The organism is Nonomuraea sp. NPDC003707, assembly GCF_053587055.1.
Window position 1 is genome coordinate 1 of the sequence record NZ_JBSFNK010000057.1, and the last position, 15,556, is coordinate 15,556.

General features: G+C 65.1%; 12 protein-coding genes. 5 read left to right on the top strand and 7 right to left on the bottom strand.

Annotated elements, in window-relative coordinates:
• Positions 1–1,162: 1,162 nt before the first annotated feature.
• The 4 genes from ACWDRB_RS61800 (at position 1,163) to ACWDRB_RS61815 (ending at position 3,552) form a co-directional block, all read left to right on the top strand.
• Positions 1,163–1,342 carry a hypothetical protein gene (locus tag ACWDRB_RS61800; RefSeq protein ID WP_449911186.1) on the top strand — a complete coding sequence of 60 codons (180 nt, stop codon included), beginning with the start codon at positions 1,163–1,165 and terminating at the stop codon, positions 1,340–1,342.
• Positions 1,339–1,587 (top strand): DUF4240 domain-containing protein, encoded by a 249-nt coding sequence (locus ACWDRB_RS61805; protein WP_449911188.1) that lies wholly within the window; start codon positions 1,339–1,341, stop codon positions 1,585–1,587. The genes ACWDRB_RS61800 and ACWDRB_RS61805 overlap by 4 nt, the downstream gene beginning before the upstream one ends.
• Positions 1,536–2,063 (top strand): DUF4240 domain-containing protein, encoded by a 528-nt coding sequence (locus tag ACWDRB_RS61810; RefSeq protein ID WP_449911260.1) that lies wholly within the window; start codon positions 1,536–1,538, stop codon positions 2,061–2,063. Before ACWDRB_RS61805 ends, ACWDRB_RS61810 begins: the two co-directional genes overlap by 52 nt.
• 1,225 nt (positions 2,064–3,288) lie before the next feature.
• Positions 3,289–3,552: a hypothetical protein gene (locus ACWDRB_RS61815; RefSeq protein WP_449911190.1), complete on the top strand. Its 264-nt coding sequence runs from the start codon at positions 3,289–3,291 to the stop codon at positions 3,550–3,552.
• Between the two features lie 818 nt (positions 3,553–4,370).
• Here the strand turns inward: ACWDRB_RS61815 and ACWDRB_RS61820 are convergent.
• Positions 4,371–5,513 (bottom strand): ParA family protein, encoded by a 1,143-nt coding sequence (locus ACWDRB_RS61820; RefSeq protein WP_449911192.1) that lies wholly within the window; start codon positions 5,511–5,513, stop codon positions 4,371–4,373.
• Between the two features lie 1,927 nt (positions 5,514–7,440).
• On the bottom strand, positions 7,441–8,238 hold the full coding sequence (locus ACWDRB_RS61825; protein ID WP_449911193.1) for a hypothetical protein: 798 nt from the start codon (positions 8,236–8,238) through the stop codon (positions 7,441–7,443).
• A gap of 130 nt (positions 8,239–8,368) precedes the next feature.
• Between ACWDRB_RS61825 and ACWDRB_RS61830 the strand changes: the two genes are divergently transcribed.
• Positions 8,369–8,731: a hypothetical protein gene (locus ACWDRB_RS61830; RefSeq protein ID WP_449911195.1), complete on the top strand. Its 363-nt coding sequence runs from the start codon at positions 8,369–8,371 to the stop codon at positions 8,729–8,731.
• On the opposite strand, the gene ACWDRB_RS61835 is transcribed toward ACWDRB_RS61830, so the two are convergent.
• The 5 genes from ACWDRB_RS61835 to ACWDRB_RS61855 all read right to left on the bottom strand — a co-directional run bounded on the left by ACWDRB_RS61835 (position 8,728) and on the right by ACWDRB_RS61855 (position 15,382).
• Positions 8,728–10,344: a TniQ family protein gene (locus ACWDRB_RS61835; protein ID WP_449911197.1), complete on the bottom strand. Its 1,617-nt coding sequence runs from the start codon at positions 10,342–10,344 to the stop codon at positions 8,728–8,730. The genes ACWDRB_RS61830 and ACWDRB_RS61835 overlap by 4 nt on opposite strands.
• Before the next feature lie 13 nt (positions 10,345–10,357).
• Complete coding sequence (locus ACWDRB_RS61840) at positions 10,358–11,629, bottom strand: ATP-binding protein (protein WP_449911199.1); 1,272 nt, start codon at positions 11,627–11,629, stop codon at positions 10,358–10,360.
• Positions 11,616–13,874, bottom strand: coding sequence for a transposase (locus tag ACWDRB_RS61845; RefSeq protein WP_449911201.1), 2,259 nt, complete (start codon positions 13,872–13,874; stop codon positions 11,616–11,618). The genes ACWDRB_RS61840 and ACWDRB_RS61845 overlap by 14 nt, the downstream gene beginning before the upstream one ends.
• 95 nt (positions 13,875–13,969) lie before the next feature.
• Positions 13,970–14,713, bottom strand: coding sequence for a hypothetical protein (locus tag ACWDRB_RS61850; protein WP_449911203.1), 744 nt, complete (start codon positions 14,711–14,713; stop codon positions 13,970–13,972).
• A 156-nt stretch (positions 14,714–14,869) separates the two neighbouring features.
• A complete protein-coding gene (locus tag ACWDRB_RS61855; RefSeq protein ID WP_449911205.1) occupies positions 14,870–15,382 on the bottom strand; it encodes a DUF2199 domain-containing protein in 513 nt (170 codons plus the stop codon).
• Positions 15,383–15,556: the final 174 nt, after the last annotated feature.

A 15,556-nucleotide genomic window follows, 5' to 3' on the forward strand; every position in this document is an offset into this window, starting at 1 on the left:
GCCCGCGCGAACAGTAGCTTCGGCATGGCGGAACCCTCCTGCCATGAGAATCCGCCTGCTCAAGGCTCCTGGCCAGAGGCAATCCCACACCCTTTAAGGAACGCAGCACTAGGGAAGCTGATCACAAGTGGTTGTCGCCGAGACGTCGTAGTCCACTGGCAATGGCACGACCTCGCTGGAGCAAGCGCACGAGCGGTCCCCCGAAAGACATGCGTCCTCGCGCGGCGAAGCAACGAAACACCTCAGGCCGTTCCGAGGGAATTCCTCGGTCGCGGTGGCTGGCTACGGTCGCACGGGCGGATGTATCGATCATCGTGCTCCTTGTGGAAACCGCGACCACGCACGATCGTGGTGTGAGCGCGTTTCCAGCAGATCGTCGGGCCAGTCCGGCGCAGCAGAACGCAAGACCCTGTGGTCGGTTGTCACGGGAGCGGACCGAGCGCCTTGTCGATCATTTCCATGGCACGCCCTGTGCGGGCGTGCAGACTCAGCAGGAGATCGAAAAGAGGCCCACTCGGCGATGCAGCTGGTGTGTTCTTGTTAGTGACTTCCTCGTTGTCCAGCGGGCCACATCCTGCGGTGTCTCCCGATTGCGTGCCCGATGCCATGCGGTAGGGGTGGCGCCGAAAAGGGATAGCCGATCTTTCGACCTGCTCCCGCAGGAAGTATGGCGACTCGGTCCTGACTCGGTCTGTATCTGCGGACATGTCTTGGCCTCCATCAAGTTCGTGCGGAGGGGACCGCCTGGCTCAGCTGGCGGGCGAGTCCGCGCTGTCTCCCTTATACAGCCGCAGCGCATCCAGAGCACATTGCCGCAGGGTCACGGGCACCGCGAAACAGCTGAGTAGGCGGGGGGCCACTCATCGCTACCGTCGGGAGGCCAGGCTGGGCGAACGACGACGCGGGCTACTTCGCCCGCAACGTCCGCACCATTGAAGTTCTCCTCGCCCGGGACGTCGTCACCAATGGCGCGGCGGCGGCCGCGCCAGCCGTGGCAGTACTACGTCCTGGGGCACGGATTCTGCAACTACACGTTCTTCGAGCAGTGCCAGCACCGCATGACCTGCGCCAAATGCAACTTCTATACCCCGAAGAACTCCGCCAAGGCCCAACTTCTCGAGGCAAAGGAGACCTTCAACGCATGTCGGTTAGCATCCTGCTCATGGACGACGAACTCGCCGCAGCTGACGACGGACAAGCCGCGCTCGACCGACTCCTCGACCAGCTCGTCGACGTCCCAACTCCGGCCGGGCCCACACCGCGCGATCTCAGCATCCCCACAACGGCGACGCTCCTCCCGATCGTGGATGTTCGGCAGGATACCGATAGCTTGCGGCCGTGAAACTCGAAGACTTCTGGACGTTCATTCACCGCTCCGCAGCCGAAACGGCGAGCCAGGATCAACGCACCGAAGGGCTCACCACCCAGCTCGCCCAGCTACCGATTTCAGAGATCATCGAGTTCGAACTCCACCTCACCGACCAGCGGAAACGCCTGGATACCCGACTCATGGGGGGGGCGCTGCCTGGCACATCCTGCAGGGCTGGTGCTCAGACGACAGCTTCTGGTACTTCCAACCCTGGCTGATAGGCCTCGGCCACGATGCGTTCGAGCAGGTAGCAGCCAGCCCCGACTCCTTGGCGGACCTTCCGCAAGTTCGTCGCCTCGCTGGTCGTCCGAGCTCGGACTGGAGCGACGACGAGTGGCCTGAATGGGACCTCCTCAACTACATAGCTCTCAAGGCCTACGAACGCGCCACCGGCCAAAGGACGGACTCGACAACGCCCTCGAAGCGCAGGGCCTCCACCGCGTCTGCGATGCATTCCCCGAGGACGAGCGCTGGGATTACGACGACACCGACCAACGCCGGGCGAAACTCCCACGCCTCACAAACCTACTGGGCTAACTCCAGCCGCCGCCGAGCAACGGAAAATGCTCTCAGGTTGACGGATCTGATTTCACATAATGATGCGCTTGACGTATCCCTCGGCCGGGCCGGAGCTGTAGTGCAGGTTCCGGCCAGCGCGGGCTGCGTCGAGATCGCGGCGCAGGCCCGTGGATGAAAGAGCGCAGCTCGGGCAGGTCGTCGGCGTCGGATGTGGCCATCCAGCGTTCGAGGTGGTGGCGGTGTCGACTGGCCATCATGTCGGCGAAGGCGCGAACATGGTCGTCGAGCCTGGCCAGGGGCGGGCAAGCGGTGGTGAGTGTGTCCAGGTGTCGCTGTTCGTCAACGGTGAGGGTGGCGGGGTTGCACAGGAGCCATCCGGTGGCTTGCCACACTGTGGGCGGGGCTGGGAGCGGCGATTTCCCGGCGGTGTCCGAGCGCCAGGGTTGCAAGTATTGGCGGACTGTGGTGGGAACGGTGCGGTAGCCGCGTTCGCGGAGTTCTTAGTAGAGCGGTTCGGCGTTAGTGCAGCTCTCGGTCCAGCGCTGACGTAGGTAAGGCTCAAAGGAGTCCAAAGCTCGTGGGCGGTGCCCGGTGCCGTCCTTGACCAGTAGCTCCTCGGGTGCAGCGGCGCGGGCATCGCACGGACGCAAAGCATCGGGCTGCTCTACCGCTGCCGGACGGGGTGGACCAGCCCGCAGCAGTGAGGAGCAGTGGTGGCTGCTGGCCGCCGCGAACCACGTGGAGCACCGCCCGGCAAACAGGCCGTAGAGCAGGGCCCGCTCACGGTCGGACCGTTCGTCGGCGTGCCGGTGGTCGCACATCCTGCTCTGGAGGCCGAGGCCACACCGCTGATCAGGGCTCAGGCTGCGGCCCGTGGGCGTGAAGCAGGGCGCACATCTGGCCTCGTCGGCATGGGTGGCGGCAAGACGATCCTCGCTCACCAGTTGGCCGCTCATGACGAGGCCCGAGCCACCTATCGCGACGGCGTGATGTGGGTGGGACTCGAGCCGACAGCACCGTGCAACTTGCTCGCCCTCTCGAACAGTTCGGCGTCGAACCACGATCCGTCTCCGACACCGACGTTCTGCACGGCCAACGCGCGAGCGTCCGAAGGCACTGCCGCTGCCTCATCATCCAACGTCTCCCGAATCGAGGATCTCGCCTCGCTCCTGGTCCCCCTGTCGACGGGCTGTTCCTGGTCGCGCGTCGTGACGCCAGGGTGCTACCCCTGCCGCAGACCTCGTGCATTTGTGTAACGCTCGGCGGTGGCGTGATGCGCCGATTTGCCCAGGGAACGCGCGCATCACGCCTTCGACCTCCCGCCGTCCTTCTCTCCCACTTCGCAGAGCTCCGGAGAAGATCGGGACGCGCACAACTGATCAGGCTGAATTCGTGGCTTCATGCTCCAAACCGTCGAGGAACGCCTCGACGCACGCGTTGAGAATGTGCCCGAGCATGCCTCTGTAGGCATCAACCATGCTCAGCTCGTCTTTGAGGTCGTCGATCCACTGACCCACGTCCGAGGTGAGCGAGTAGGTATTGGGTCGCGGCAGATCTTCATGGGACGTCCGAATCCTGAAGCTCTGCCCCATCTGGACAAGCACCTCAAGGGGTTGCTGGCGCGCCTGTCGGAGAGCAGCGTCAATGTAGTGACTGACGGCTAGGGCAGGCCGACGCCCAGCGGTCAGCCGTCTCTTGTCGGCCACCGACTGCCTGGTCAGACGGGACGCGAGGTTTGCGTTCAGTCGTACATTCCGCTGAGCGCTACCGACGGCTCGATCGGCGGCGTCGCTGAAGCTCTGATAAAGGCGGAGATAGTTGGGCGGCAGAGACGCGAGCTTCTCTTTGATAGGAGCGGGAAGCTCAGCCGGCCGCGGCTGGAAGTACCCAGAGGACGAACGAGCGGGAGACGTCCGACGCCTGGGCGCCGTCACCGTCCCGGCGATGCTCTGATCCCTGGGCTCGTCCCTGTCTGTTCTGGGTTGGCTCAGAACTCGGCTAGCCTTCTGCACCGATTCTGTTGGTTGATTAATCGGCGTGGAGCCGTGGTCGGCTGGGGCGGCTGCTTCTGGTCCAGGCGTCTGGACCTGGTGCCCCTCTTCCGGCCTCTCGACAGCGGGCGGCGCCCCGGGCGCAGGTGCGGTTTGGGGTACCCGAGCAGGACCGGCTGCTTCTGGTCCGGGCGCCTGAACCTGGTCCTCCACAGCTGGCCTTGCCGCTGGGGCGGCGGGCGCCACAACCGTAGGTACGGTTTCGGTCGCCTTGGCAGGCTCGGGCGATGGCGCTGCTGGCACCGTATTCGGCTGGCGGTCTGCTGGTGGCGCGACCGTGTCGCGCGGCTCTTCTCGGACCGCCTCGGCTGGCGCGTCGGCCACCACGACCGGCGACTCTTTCGGCGCCTGCTGCTCTGGCGCCGGTTGCAGGTGCCCGAAACCCGCTACAGGCTGCCGTTGCAGCCGCCCTGTCCGCTTGCCCCCCGCCACTACGCCACGTCCTTCGACATCACGTCGGTCTTTTCCTTCTGCGGCCATGCCTGGTGCCAGGCAGTACGCAGTTCGCTCGCCAGCGGGTGACCGATCTCCTCGAGCATCCGTAGCGTGGTCGCCTCGGCCACCTGGCAGACCCGGGTGGCCATTTCTCTTCTCTCCGATGTGGTAAGGAACGCCGAGACGGGAGCTGCCATGTCGTGCGAGTCACTGATGACGGTGGTCTTGGGGATCTCGTACGGCCAGATCGGAGCCTCCCAATGCTCCAGGCCGGCTTCGTGGTACTGCGTGGCATCGGAGGTGAGTGCCCGAGCGGTGTTCTGGCGAGGTACGTAGGCGTTCCAGACCAGCCCCATGACGTCGATGCCGTCGTGATAGTAGTTTTCGCGCACGTCCTTGATCAGGCGCATGGTCTTGGGAATGGCATCAACGCCGAACTTCTCGGCGTTCGTCACGAACAGCGCGTAGTACGCGGCCTTGGCTGCCTGGACGCCAAGACGTTGGTTGATGGCCGTGTCGATAAGTACGACGTCCCAGCGGTGGTTCGGCGAGGTGCCGCCCTGCTCGGCTGGCAGCAGCAGCGTGTGCGCGAGTCGCTCGAAGTCGGCAGGCTTCCATGAGCCGGGCAGGTCCTCCAGCGCCTCGTACGCAGGGATGAGTCCGATGGTGCCGATCTTGCCGGGGCGCAGAGGGCCACCGCGGTTGAACGGCACGTCTACGTCGTAGGTCCAGCCGGGCGTGTCAATAATGATGATCGCCTCGTCAGCGACACCGGCCTCGCCGGAGTTGATCACCTCGATCACGGTAAGGACATCGGGCTCTTCTAGCTTGGACTTGCCGATCCGAGCCTCGACAGCGACCATCATGACGGGCCGGCCGAAGCCGAGAGAAGCGTTTCCTTGCGGGTCCATGTCGATCACGAGGACGTTGAGCCCAAAGCGGGACAGTGCATCGGCAATCAGGAGCGTCTCCGTGGTCTTGCCTGCCCCTCCCTTTCGCATCATCATGGCGACCACGTTCTTCATGGTCGTGACGCCTCGGCGCATCCATTCCGAGATGACCTGCTCTACCCCGGCGATCTGCTCGGCTGTCGGCTCGTCTGCGTTCCCGGACGTGGAGGAGTGAACCGTTGATGTCACAGGGGACTCCCAAATCTGCTTAGAGGTATCACGTCGCCGATCTTAACCATGGCGTCAGCCTCTTGGGGAGAAAACTCGCAAGGATGCCTGAGAAAAGTGCAGGGGAAGCGGACTGTGCTCATCCTCTCCGCAGAGGGACTCCTGTGCGAAATCAATCTCCTGTGGGGCAAGCGATGCAGTGAGGTCGTCAGGCTGCTCCTTCGTCGGCGAGCTATTCCATCCAGGTTGGCGTCTGGCGCAAGGGTCTTGGGCGCCACGACTTAGGTCGGGTGGATCACGAGGTCTGCTTCGACGAGCGCTGAGGCAGCGAGCTCCTGTCTACTCCGCACATTCAGAGATCCGGCAGGGGAGCGGGATGCAAGGCTGAGGCGGTCGCTGTACGTCATCCCGGCGACGCCGGTCGAGAGCCGGGCGTGTCGCCCATATTTGCTGCCCTCCTCCTCAGGTAACCCGTCGGCGCGTGGAGTTGAGATGAACGTGTCTGAAGACATGGCTACAGCTAAGCGCATGCGCAGCAGAGCTCTTAGGTTGTGTTGCTGTGTGTGTTGCTGCAAGTTCATTTGTGAAACTCCAGGTCAGAGGCCCTTTTGACGTTTGGATGTCATGCGGGAGGGCTGGCTATCGGGGCTCAAAATAGCCAGTGACGGGAGGATTTCGCCTATCAAAGCGCTCTCCGATCACATGCGTCCGACCAACAGCGCTGCTCAGGCGTCACTCGCGCCACCATGGCCTAAGTTACTCACGAGTAACACTCCTTTAACTGCGGAAACGCGCCTAAGGCCCGAACAGGCACCCCCTGGATAACGGATACCGAGAAGGGGGTTGCGTCGCTCCAGAGGCTCTACAGCCCCGCACGCAGGAGGCCGGTCAGCGCTGGTGATCACGTGTCCACCCACAACCGCGTTCTTCCCACATCGGTGCCCCAACCCTGGTGTCGACACCACTCAGGGCCGGGCCTCACTGTTGGGCGTCTCAACTCAAGCGAGTACTGGCGCCCTCCATCCGACCTCTGGATGGCTCGCACCATCCCTTGCCGAGCCCAGCAGCGTTGCGGTCAAGGGTCAAGGTCGGACAGGAACCACTCCTGGCGCCAATGGAACTGACTGCACCGTCAACTGCCTCCAGCCCAACGCCGCTCGGCATGCCACATCACGGAGCACTCAACAGCGCCGAGTCGGTGCACCGCTAACCCCACCGACCACCGCGGCGGCGGGCTGTCAGCTGGTCTCCGCATTCAGGCCAGAAAGCTGTGTCAGCGCATCTACCTGCAACGGTGGGACGGCATCTGCTCGGGCTGGCTCGTACTGCTCAGAAACCGGATGGGTTCGACAGGTGAGGTCCAACCCGCCCACATGACGTCGACTTTGTGCGGGTGGTGATGGCGTATGCCTACTCCAGCAGCATCGCCCTATTGAGTGAAGGGCGCACGTGTACAACGTGCCTCAATCCGTTTCATCCGGGGGAGCCGGGAACCGAGATCGGTCAGGCAAGGTTGCGTCCACGGAAGTGGTGTATGAGTTTGCCCTGGTCACGGGCGTGGCGTCGTGAAATGAAGACGGCCATCGCGTGATCCTTCGGCAACCCGTCAGCGTCGAGGGCGAGCTGGTACGCAGCGGGAGTGCTGCTCGCCGGAGAGTCGTAGGAAAGAACAGGGCGAATGCGGACCAGCGTGCATCACACACCCTCAGCCGGCTTCTCTGAATGGCTCGATGGCTCCATCGACTGCCATATGCCGACTTCAGCGGCTGGTCGTCGGCCACCGACCTCACGGTCCGCCGGATGCTCGGCACTCCTGTGGACACCAGGGCTCATGCTCATCATCACGGGGAATCGCCTCCTGCACAGGGGAGACGTCCATCGTGCCGCCTCTGACGCACACCGTTGATTCACTGCCCAGAGTCCGCTGCAGGCTACAGACAGTAAAGGTTCACGCGTCGCCGAAGCGCGCGCGATGATAGGCCGCCGAGAGCGTGGCGGCTGTGGCATGCAGGTCGCCCAACTGCTCGCGAAAGGCTGCATAACGAACCTCTCGCAGTGAGTCCACGATCTCCTCCATCCACCAGCCGATCTCTCGCAAGGTGGAGTAGTGAGCCGACGACAGTGGCCACTGCATCTCCCGCACTGCGCGTCGTAGGCCGATGAGACACTCGGCCATCTCATCATCAATGAGGTGGTCGAACTCGGCACGTGAGGTGACCAACTGCGCGGCCGCCTCCCACAACGCCAAGGCGTGTCGGTCGTACCAGAGGGCTTCAGAGGAGGTGCTCTGCGGTTGGGTCTTGGCCAATCGATGTGCTCGTTCGAGCCGCTCACTCCGGCCAAGCCCCAATCGAGATGCGCGATGACGAAGGAGTCGGTGTTCAACCGCCTGCCTGCTTTGCACATTGAGTGGCGGCGCCATGCGGATCATCGCGATCTGCATGACACGACCCAGTTCCAACAGTTCATGCTCAAGATGCTCAGCCTCACCAGGGCGGTGTGGGCAATGGAGACGCACGTAGGCCAAAACCCACAGCGCGTCCAGGACGTCGTTCGACGTCACCCAGTCCGGAACTCTGTGGCAGCTGAGAACATGCTGGATGACAGCAAAAGGATGTTCGGCCGGATCCCGGCTCTCCAGTACCGCAAGATCGGGGTCGCGTACTTCTCTGCGACGCTGTACGATCCGCTCAATGGCCTCCTGACCTGCGGTTTTGCTGACTTGAGGGAGTGCTCGCTTAGGCATGTCAATAGTGTATTGACGTAGATGATCTATAGCGACGTCCTGGCTTGTTGAGGCTCCCAGAGATAGTTGTCACATCCCAGCCATACTTGTCACCAAGATCAGGTTGGTGGTGGCGTCGGGAGGCGAATCGGTGACGGCGGACGTGGCGGCAATGACTGAACGCGAGTACTTCGCCTTCGTGGCCAAGCGGTTGGGCATGTTCGTGGCGGGGTCGAGACTCGCTGGGGTGGAAGGGTTTCTGGACGGCTATGATCAGCACGCGCTGCGGCATGGAGGTCCTGGCCTGCGTGGCTGGCGGGAGTGGCTGGTAGCCCGGCGAGGCCAGGACTGCAACCACGGCTGGCATGGCCAAGTGCGTCATATCGCTCTCCCTGATGGGTGGGAGCGGTGGGATCTGTCCCGCGAAGAGGAAGCCAAGGTTATCGAGGTCCTCTTCACGCTGCTGGATGAGTTTCTCGCTGAACGGGAACTGTCGACGGCGCCTGGTGACTAGACCGTCCGGCGATAGCTTCGGGTGACAAAGAGTTGCTGGCGGGCGTATTGCTGGTGGATGCCCTGGGTGGACATGCCGACGGCTGCTCCGAGCTCGGCCCAGCTCACCGGCTTGGGCAGGTTCCGCGCGATGGTGAGCGCTTCGTACTCGTCCCTGTCCAGCTCACGGAGGATGCGTTTCCTGCGTTCCATGGTCAGCTTCACGAGCGCGAGCGCGATATCCGGTGTGGGGCTCGGGTCGGCGCGGGCGGCGGCCAGGGCGGCTTCCAGGGGAAGGAGTTCACCGCGTTCGTGCCAAGCCAGCGCTGCCGGTCCCGTGGCGTAGCGGTCGGTGAGCAGTTCCAGGCCGGTCAGCGGCGATGTGGCCGATCGGGCGCGTGGAGGAGGTGGTGGTGGGTGCATGTTGCCTCGCATCGGAGCGCGTCGGAAGACCTCGGCGAGCGTGCTGGAGCGCCGTGAACTGGTGCGGATGGCGTTGGCCGTCCGCGGGTCGTGCTTGGCGCGGTCGATAAGCTCTTGGAAGGTATCCCGGGCGCTGTCGGGGGACGGTTTGCCGAGCAGTTTGTGCGTGATGCAGAGCAGCGCGGCGCAGGCCAGGGCATCGGTCGGCGGGGCGGCCCAGGGAGAGCGGAAACCTCGCCTGGCCGCTGCGGACGAGGCGTCCGACTGTCGGAGGCGCAGCTCCACTTCGGTGTCGATCGCGGCGGCGAGCGTGCGGGAGGGGCAGAGCCGCCGCGTCGCCGGCCAGGAGAGCAGGATCAGGCCGGCGGTGAGGGCGGTGTCGGTGAGGTATTGCAGGGGGTCGACGGCCCGGCCCAGCACGGTGGGTGGTTCTGTCGTCGGCTGCCCGGGTTCGATGTGTTGTAGGAGCCGGGTCTGTAGCTTGAGCAGGCGGCGCAGGTCAGCGACTTCCAAGGGAGGCGTTGCCAGGTCGGTCAGTGTTGCCGCGCAGGCCGGCGTGCGTGGCCGGAGCGAGTAAGGGACCTTCTGCGGGACGGTTGCGACGGTGGCGCGGCATCGCAGGGGGTGCAGGCTCGGGTCGGTGGCCCGGCCGACCGCGCAGGGCGGGGACTGCGCGCTGGTGGTGTGTCCGCAGACGCCGCAGCGGGCGGCGAGGACCGTCATGTGCTCTGGGCAGATGAAGACCACCGGCAGGTGCCACTGCTTGCGCCAAGAGCCGCCGAACTCCGTCTGGATGGGACTCCCGTCGCCGGCCAGGCATTGCGGGCACCAGCGGCTGGCAGCGGTGAAGACCCACGGGGTCTCGAAGGCAGCGCGGCGGAGATCGTCAGAGGCACCCTTGCCGCGGTCGGGGAGCTGGAGAGGAGAGAAGGACCTCATCTGCAGGTTCTCGGCTTCTTGCCTGGTCATACGGGTGCTTTCGGCGAAGTCGCCGAGAGCGGAAGCATCGTCGAAGAAGGCGAGCCTGCAGCTGGGGATCTGATGAGGAAGGTGAGCTGGGAGGCCGAGCCGCCTGACGGCCGGCATGAGTCCGGTCAGAACGGTGAGTTGTGCAGGGGAGATCTCCAGCCGGTAGGACAGCCGCAGGACATAGCCGCGCAGCGATTCGCCCGGCAGCGGGTCAAGACTTCGGGGAAGGGGGTCAACGTCCATGTCATCCCCTGTCTTAGCTCGCTGAGGAACTGCTGGCCGGCCCACGATCGTCGAACACCGTGTTGCGGCCGCGCTTGGACGCCGGTGAGGGCCTGGGCGGCTGGGGGACCTCGGGGATCTCTCCGGCTTGCAGGTCGCGTCCGGGGACATCCCGAAGGTCGATGTGAATGCCGTCCAGGAGGCTGACGGTGAGCTTCTCGGTGCCGTTGTCGATCGCGGCGGCGCATCCGTCCTCGATGAGCCGCTCCAGGAGGCCGACGACTCCCTGGGTGCGGCGGAATAGGTATTCCGGCATGTTACCCGTGGTCAGCATGCCGGGCTCGGCGCGGAACAGGCGCAGGCAGTCTTCGAGGCCGGCCAGGTGGCTGGTCCAGGCGGCGATACCGGCCGGGGTGTCGTAGCGGAACGGGTCGAGGTCGATCAGGTCGAAGCGCCGGTCGGTCTGCGTTCCCGCCTCGTCGTTGAAGTAGCTCTTGCCGTCCTTTCGAGGCAGGAAGCGCCATTGGCCGGAGGCCGCGTCGTAGTGCCCGCCGGTCAGCAGCCCGGATTGCCGGATGCCGACACCCACCAGGACAAGCGTGACGTTCATGCTCATCAGCCCGCGCATCAGGTCGAGGGCGTCCTGATCGGCCTCGCGGTGCATCTTCAACCGGGTCACGTCGTCCAGGATCAGGACGCGGGTGCCGTGATCGCGCAGTGACGCGCGGACCAGCCGGCAGAGCTGGGGCAGGGTCGCGCCCCGGGCGATCGGGGCGCCGAAGAAGTCGAGGATGGCCTCGCAGACGCTCTTGGGCTTGGCCGTCACCGGTGTCTGGACGTAGGCGACGGGCGCGTGCAGATCGCGGGTTCCCACGACGGCATCGGGATTGAGCTCCTGATGGAGATCGCGCAGGAAGTCCTCGAAGGCGGCCGCGCAGTCGCAGACCGTTTCCGTCTTGCCCTGGAACCCGCCGCCGGAGACCATCAGGCCGGACTGCGTGCTCGCCTTGGTCTTCAACGCGTTGTTCTGCATCCGGAAGCGCATCAGCCGGTCGACGGCCGCGCTCATCGGCGTCTCCAGCAGCGGCAGGTTGACGTGCGTGGCGGTGCGGTGCAGGTCATGCAGCGCCTTGCGGCGCGGGCTGAACCGACGGTAGTCGGCGAGCGTCAGCCGCGGCGCCGGCTGAAACGACGTCCGGGTGCGCCGATACTGCTGCCAGCCTGCGAGGGTTTCGCGATCCGGCGGCTGCGTCACTGGGAGCACGAACGGGCTGGTCGGCTGTCCGGCAGGCTCAGGCTGGACCATGCTCATCGCCCTCCGGATTGTCCGTCTCGTCGGCGGCGGGCAGCAGGAACAGGTTGCCGCGCCGGTAGCTGTCTCCCAGGCGGGCGGGCAGGTTCGGCTGCTCGGCTGTCGTGGCCTCACGTCGGCGCCGCCGTTCCGCGTCGACCGCCTGAACTGCTTGAACGGGACGCTGTGCTGAGGGCAAAGCCGTGACGATGTTCTCGGCCGGCACCGGCCGCTCTTGACCGGTGGCGGCGGCGGCCGGGGGCCGGTCAGCGGCCGCGGCCTGTCCTTGCAAGGCTTCGCGCGCGTGCTCGGCCCGCTTCTTCTTCGGCATCTGCGTCGGCCAGGACGCGGCCGGGATGAGGCCGCCGATGAGTTCCAGCAGCACCGGCAGCAGTTCGGCGTCGGACCGGGGAGCCAGCCCTGCCCGTTTGGCCTCCCGCAGCAGTTCGGTGACCCGGGCGTCGCCGAAGCAGGGTACCTCCCCCTCGGGTGGCAGCCCGGTCCACCGCAGCGTGTGCCACTCCTCCGTGCGGGGATCTTGGAAGAAGGTGTAGCGCCGATCGCGGGGGTCACGGCGGATCACCCAGCCGCGCTTGTGCCGGCCGCCCCTGGCCGACGGCTGGTTGCGGAAGTCGTCCAGGGCCGGATCGTCATAGAACAGGCCGCGGACCTTCACCCCACGCCCCGGGTCGATGCGCCGGACGTAGGTGATGGGCAAAAGCTCGAAGAACAACTCCGGGGCGGGGATCTGCATCGCGAACCCGCCCTGGCCCATGGCCACCGCCATCAGGCTGTTGGGACTGTGCTCCTCGCCCGGCCCCCAGGCCGGAGCGTGACCGCCGAGTTTGCGGTTCTGCCAGACCTTCACGATCCAGGTGGCGATCTTGTGTTCCATCTGCTCGATGGTCAGCACCGCGTCCTCTTCAGGATCGGATCCGCGGTCGGCGACATCAACGCCGGTGTAACCGAGCAGCCGCTCGAACAGCAGCGACCGGAACGCGCCGAAGGCCCGCTCGATGGCCTGTTTGTCAGTCGGCCGCAGCACCCGGGACGGCAGGATGTTCGTCCCGATCACGCGCTGGACCTCCACCAGATGGTGGTTGCGATAAACCGATCCGTGATCAGTGGTCACCGTCTCCGGCGTGAAGAACGGCAGCGCGGCCACCTTGTGCCCGGCGAACTCCGCCACCACGGCAGACGGCAACCCGGGATAGGGCCACTCCAACTCCTCGCCCCAGTCCTCCCGCAGCGGCAGGGGCATCATCATGTCGCGCAGCAGCATCGCGACATCGATCGAGGAGTCGGAGACCAGCGTCAGCCGGAACGCCACCGCCGAATGCGTGTAGGCGTCCAGCCCCGTGGTCAGATGCACCGACACCGGTTCGCCGAACACGCCGTCCAGCACCTTCACCGGCAAAATCGTGGTGTCCAGGACCACCACCTGGCCCGGCCGATGCACGATCACGTGCTGCCCGGAGGGCTTATGTGATGAGGCGGCGTAACGCTGACGAGCTCCACCGTGCCCGAACAGCTCTTTCCAGACCAGCCGCAGCGTCTCCCGGGAGGGCACCGGAATCTGCGGGCCATGCTTCTCCAGGACCAGCTGCCGCAGCAGCACCTCACGCGAGGCCATGCTCATCCGCGAGCGCCGCAGCGACTCCTGCCGAACCTCATAGATCGCTTCCAGGACCAGGTCGCTGACGCTGGGATGGCCGCCTCCTGGCCGGAGCCACCGGCCGTCCGCGCAGCCCAGCGCGCCAAGACGTCGCTTACGGACCTCCCACCTGATCAAGGTCCGATAGCCGACCTTGTTCAAGGCCAGCAGCCTGGCGTGCTCACGATCGAGCGCGCGCAGTTCGGCGACCTTCGCATGGCGCCGCTGGGTGAGCGTGGTGGCTGCCGGGTCGTAGGCCGACTTCGGCTCGCCCGGATCGGGCCGGGTGGGATCGCCGCCGCGGAACCCGGTTTCGACTTCCAGCAGGTGCGCCATCCGCAAGGCGACCAGGTCCTGCTGATGGGGTGTCAGATCGTCGAGCACGGCCGGCTGACGGCTTCCCTGGGCCGGCGATCCCGCCGCCTCCGGTTCCGGGCCGAAGCCTGCGTGAGTGAGCAGATACCGGATGTTCGTGCGCTCCCGCAGCCCGTTCTCGCTGGTCAGCATGACCCGGCTGTGCTGAGGCTCGAGCTGGTCGACCACCCAGCGCATGCCGTGCATCTCCAGGGCCGAGCCGACCGCAAGGTTCAGTAATCCGGCACTCATTGCCCGGCCTCCTCGACGGGGTAAACGATCGAGTCGTCGGTGAGCGGGCAGGCCAGGTCAACGCCTGCCCGCCGCCACCACAACAGATGCAGCAACTAAGCGCGAGCGACAGCCGGTGCGACCGTGCCGGCCACCAGCGTGCCGAAAGGACAGGGCCCGGATTGCAGCCTGTCCAGGATGAGCGGCCGCAGCTTCAACGGATCAGACGACGACCGACGCTGGGAGGAGATACCGTCCAGCGTCGTCATGACCTGCTGCCGCCAGCTGGCCACCACCAGATACCGCCACCCGCAGGCCAGCGCGACCTCCGCCGTGGCGGCGAACTTGACCCGGTCGTCCGGACCGATCCGGCCCCGAGGGCGGACATCGATCAGCCAGGTCCCCGACGTCGTGATCGCCAGGACATCGGGGGCATGCTTCGCAGTCCCGTCTGGCGTGACGAAGTGCAGCCAGAACGGCTGACACAGCAGCGTGGTGATCCCGCCCAGGAAGTCCAGCGCGAGCAGGAGCTTGGCCTCTTCCAGACTCTCAAATCCCACCTGCAGTCCCGTACTGACCATGAAGGCCAGCCCGGGCCGGTGCCTTTGGCTCGTCCGCCAGGTGAACCGGCGCACCGGCTCGGCCCGCTGGACCTCGAATGAGGTCATGTCACGGACGGGGCAGACCACTTCCGCGCCGTTGACCCGCCACGACGTCGTCCATTTCCGGGCCCAGTCCGGGCTCATGCTCCAGCCCAGTTCGGCCCAGGACACCGCCCCCGGATCTCCGACGATCAGGTCCAGGAGGTCACAGCAATGCGAGAGAACCTCGCTTGTGTCACACCGTCCCAGCGGCACCATCGCACCACGGTAGAAATCACGAAACGTTCAGCTCTATATACGCAGAGCAACAGTTATGTGATCGGCGACTGGCCTAAGGCGACAAATGTGAATCCTCAGATCCAAGGACAGTTATCCGATGTCGCCGGGGGAGCGATGCACGGCATTCCATGCGGCCTACTGGCCTGGATGTAGTACCGCCTCGGCGATCTGCTGGACCCGGGACAGAGTGATCCCACTGCGCTGCTCGATGGCCAGCGGGTGGCCGGTCGACTCCAACTCGATGAGCGGGCGCTGTCCCACTGGGCGGGTGTGCAGGTTGGTCTTGAGGTTGATCGTCGACGGTGAATGGATAGGCAGTTCTGTCGACAGCCAGCCGAAGTAGGGCGGTTCATTTTCTCTGCCGGTGGTCTTCCAGAGTTTTGCGACGCGGGCGAACTTCTCGCGGCTGAGTGAGATCCAGACGCCCCAGCTGAAGACCTCATCGAGATCGGTCACGGGAATCTCGATCAGCCCACGTACGAAGAACGCCTCTCCCTGGATCACGCACTGATCGGAGCTAAGCTCGCAGTCCGGGTCATCCGCCATCTCGGACGTCCAGTAGACGGGCGCCTCCGTTGAGTAGGCCAAAGGCAGACCATCATGCCGCTGCCCACAGCATGAACACGTGAATCCGAGATCATTCGCCACCGGTCGAGGGTACTGAGACGATCATGGTGACAACAACACTGGCAAGAACTCCGCCAGTGACAGTTACCCCTGGGCATCGGTGACAGCTACCGCTGGGAGCGATCATCGAGCCACCAGCACAGGCCCACCGCTCAATGACAGTTATCTCTGGGAGTCACACTTGTTGAGACTCCC

Coding starts and splice junctions, on each gene's coding strand:
- ACWDRB_RS61850 (WP_449911203.1), bottom strand. CDS start 14,713: ATGGTGCCGCTGGGACGGTGTGACACAAGCGAGGTTCTCTCGCATTGC.
- ACWDRB_RS61845 (WP_449911201.1), bottom strand. CDS start 13,874: ATGAGTGCCGGATTACTGAACCTTGCGGTCGGCTCGGCCCTGGAGATG.
- ACWDRB_RS61825 (WP_449911193.1), bottom strand. CDS start 8,238: ATGCCTAAGCGAGCACTCCCTCAAGTCAGCAAAACCGCAGGTCAGGAG.
- ACWDRB_RS61815 (WP_449911190.1), top strand. CDS start 3,289: ATGCTCCAAACCGTCGAGGAACGCCTCGACGCACGCGTTGAGAATGTG.
- ACWDRB_RS61840 (WP_449911199.1), bottom strand. CDS start 11,629: ATGGTCCAGCCTGAGCCTGCCGGACAGCCGACCAGCCCGTTCGTGCTC.
- ACWDRB_RS61835 (WP_449911197.1), bottom strand. CDS start 10,344: ATGGACGTTGACCCCCTTCCCCGAAGTCTTGACCCGCTGCCGGGCGAA.
- ACWDRB_RS61800 (WP_449911186.1), top strand. CDS start 1,163: ATGGACGACGAACTCGCCGCAGCTGACGACGGACAAGCCGCGCTCGAC.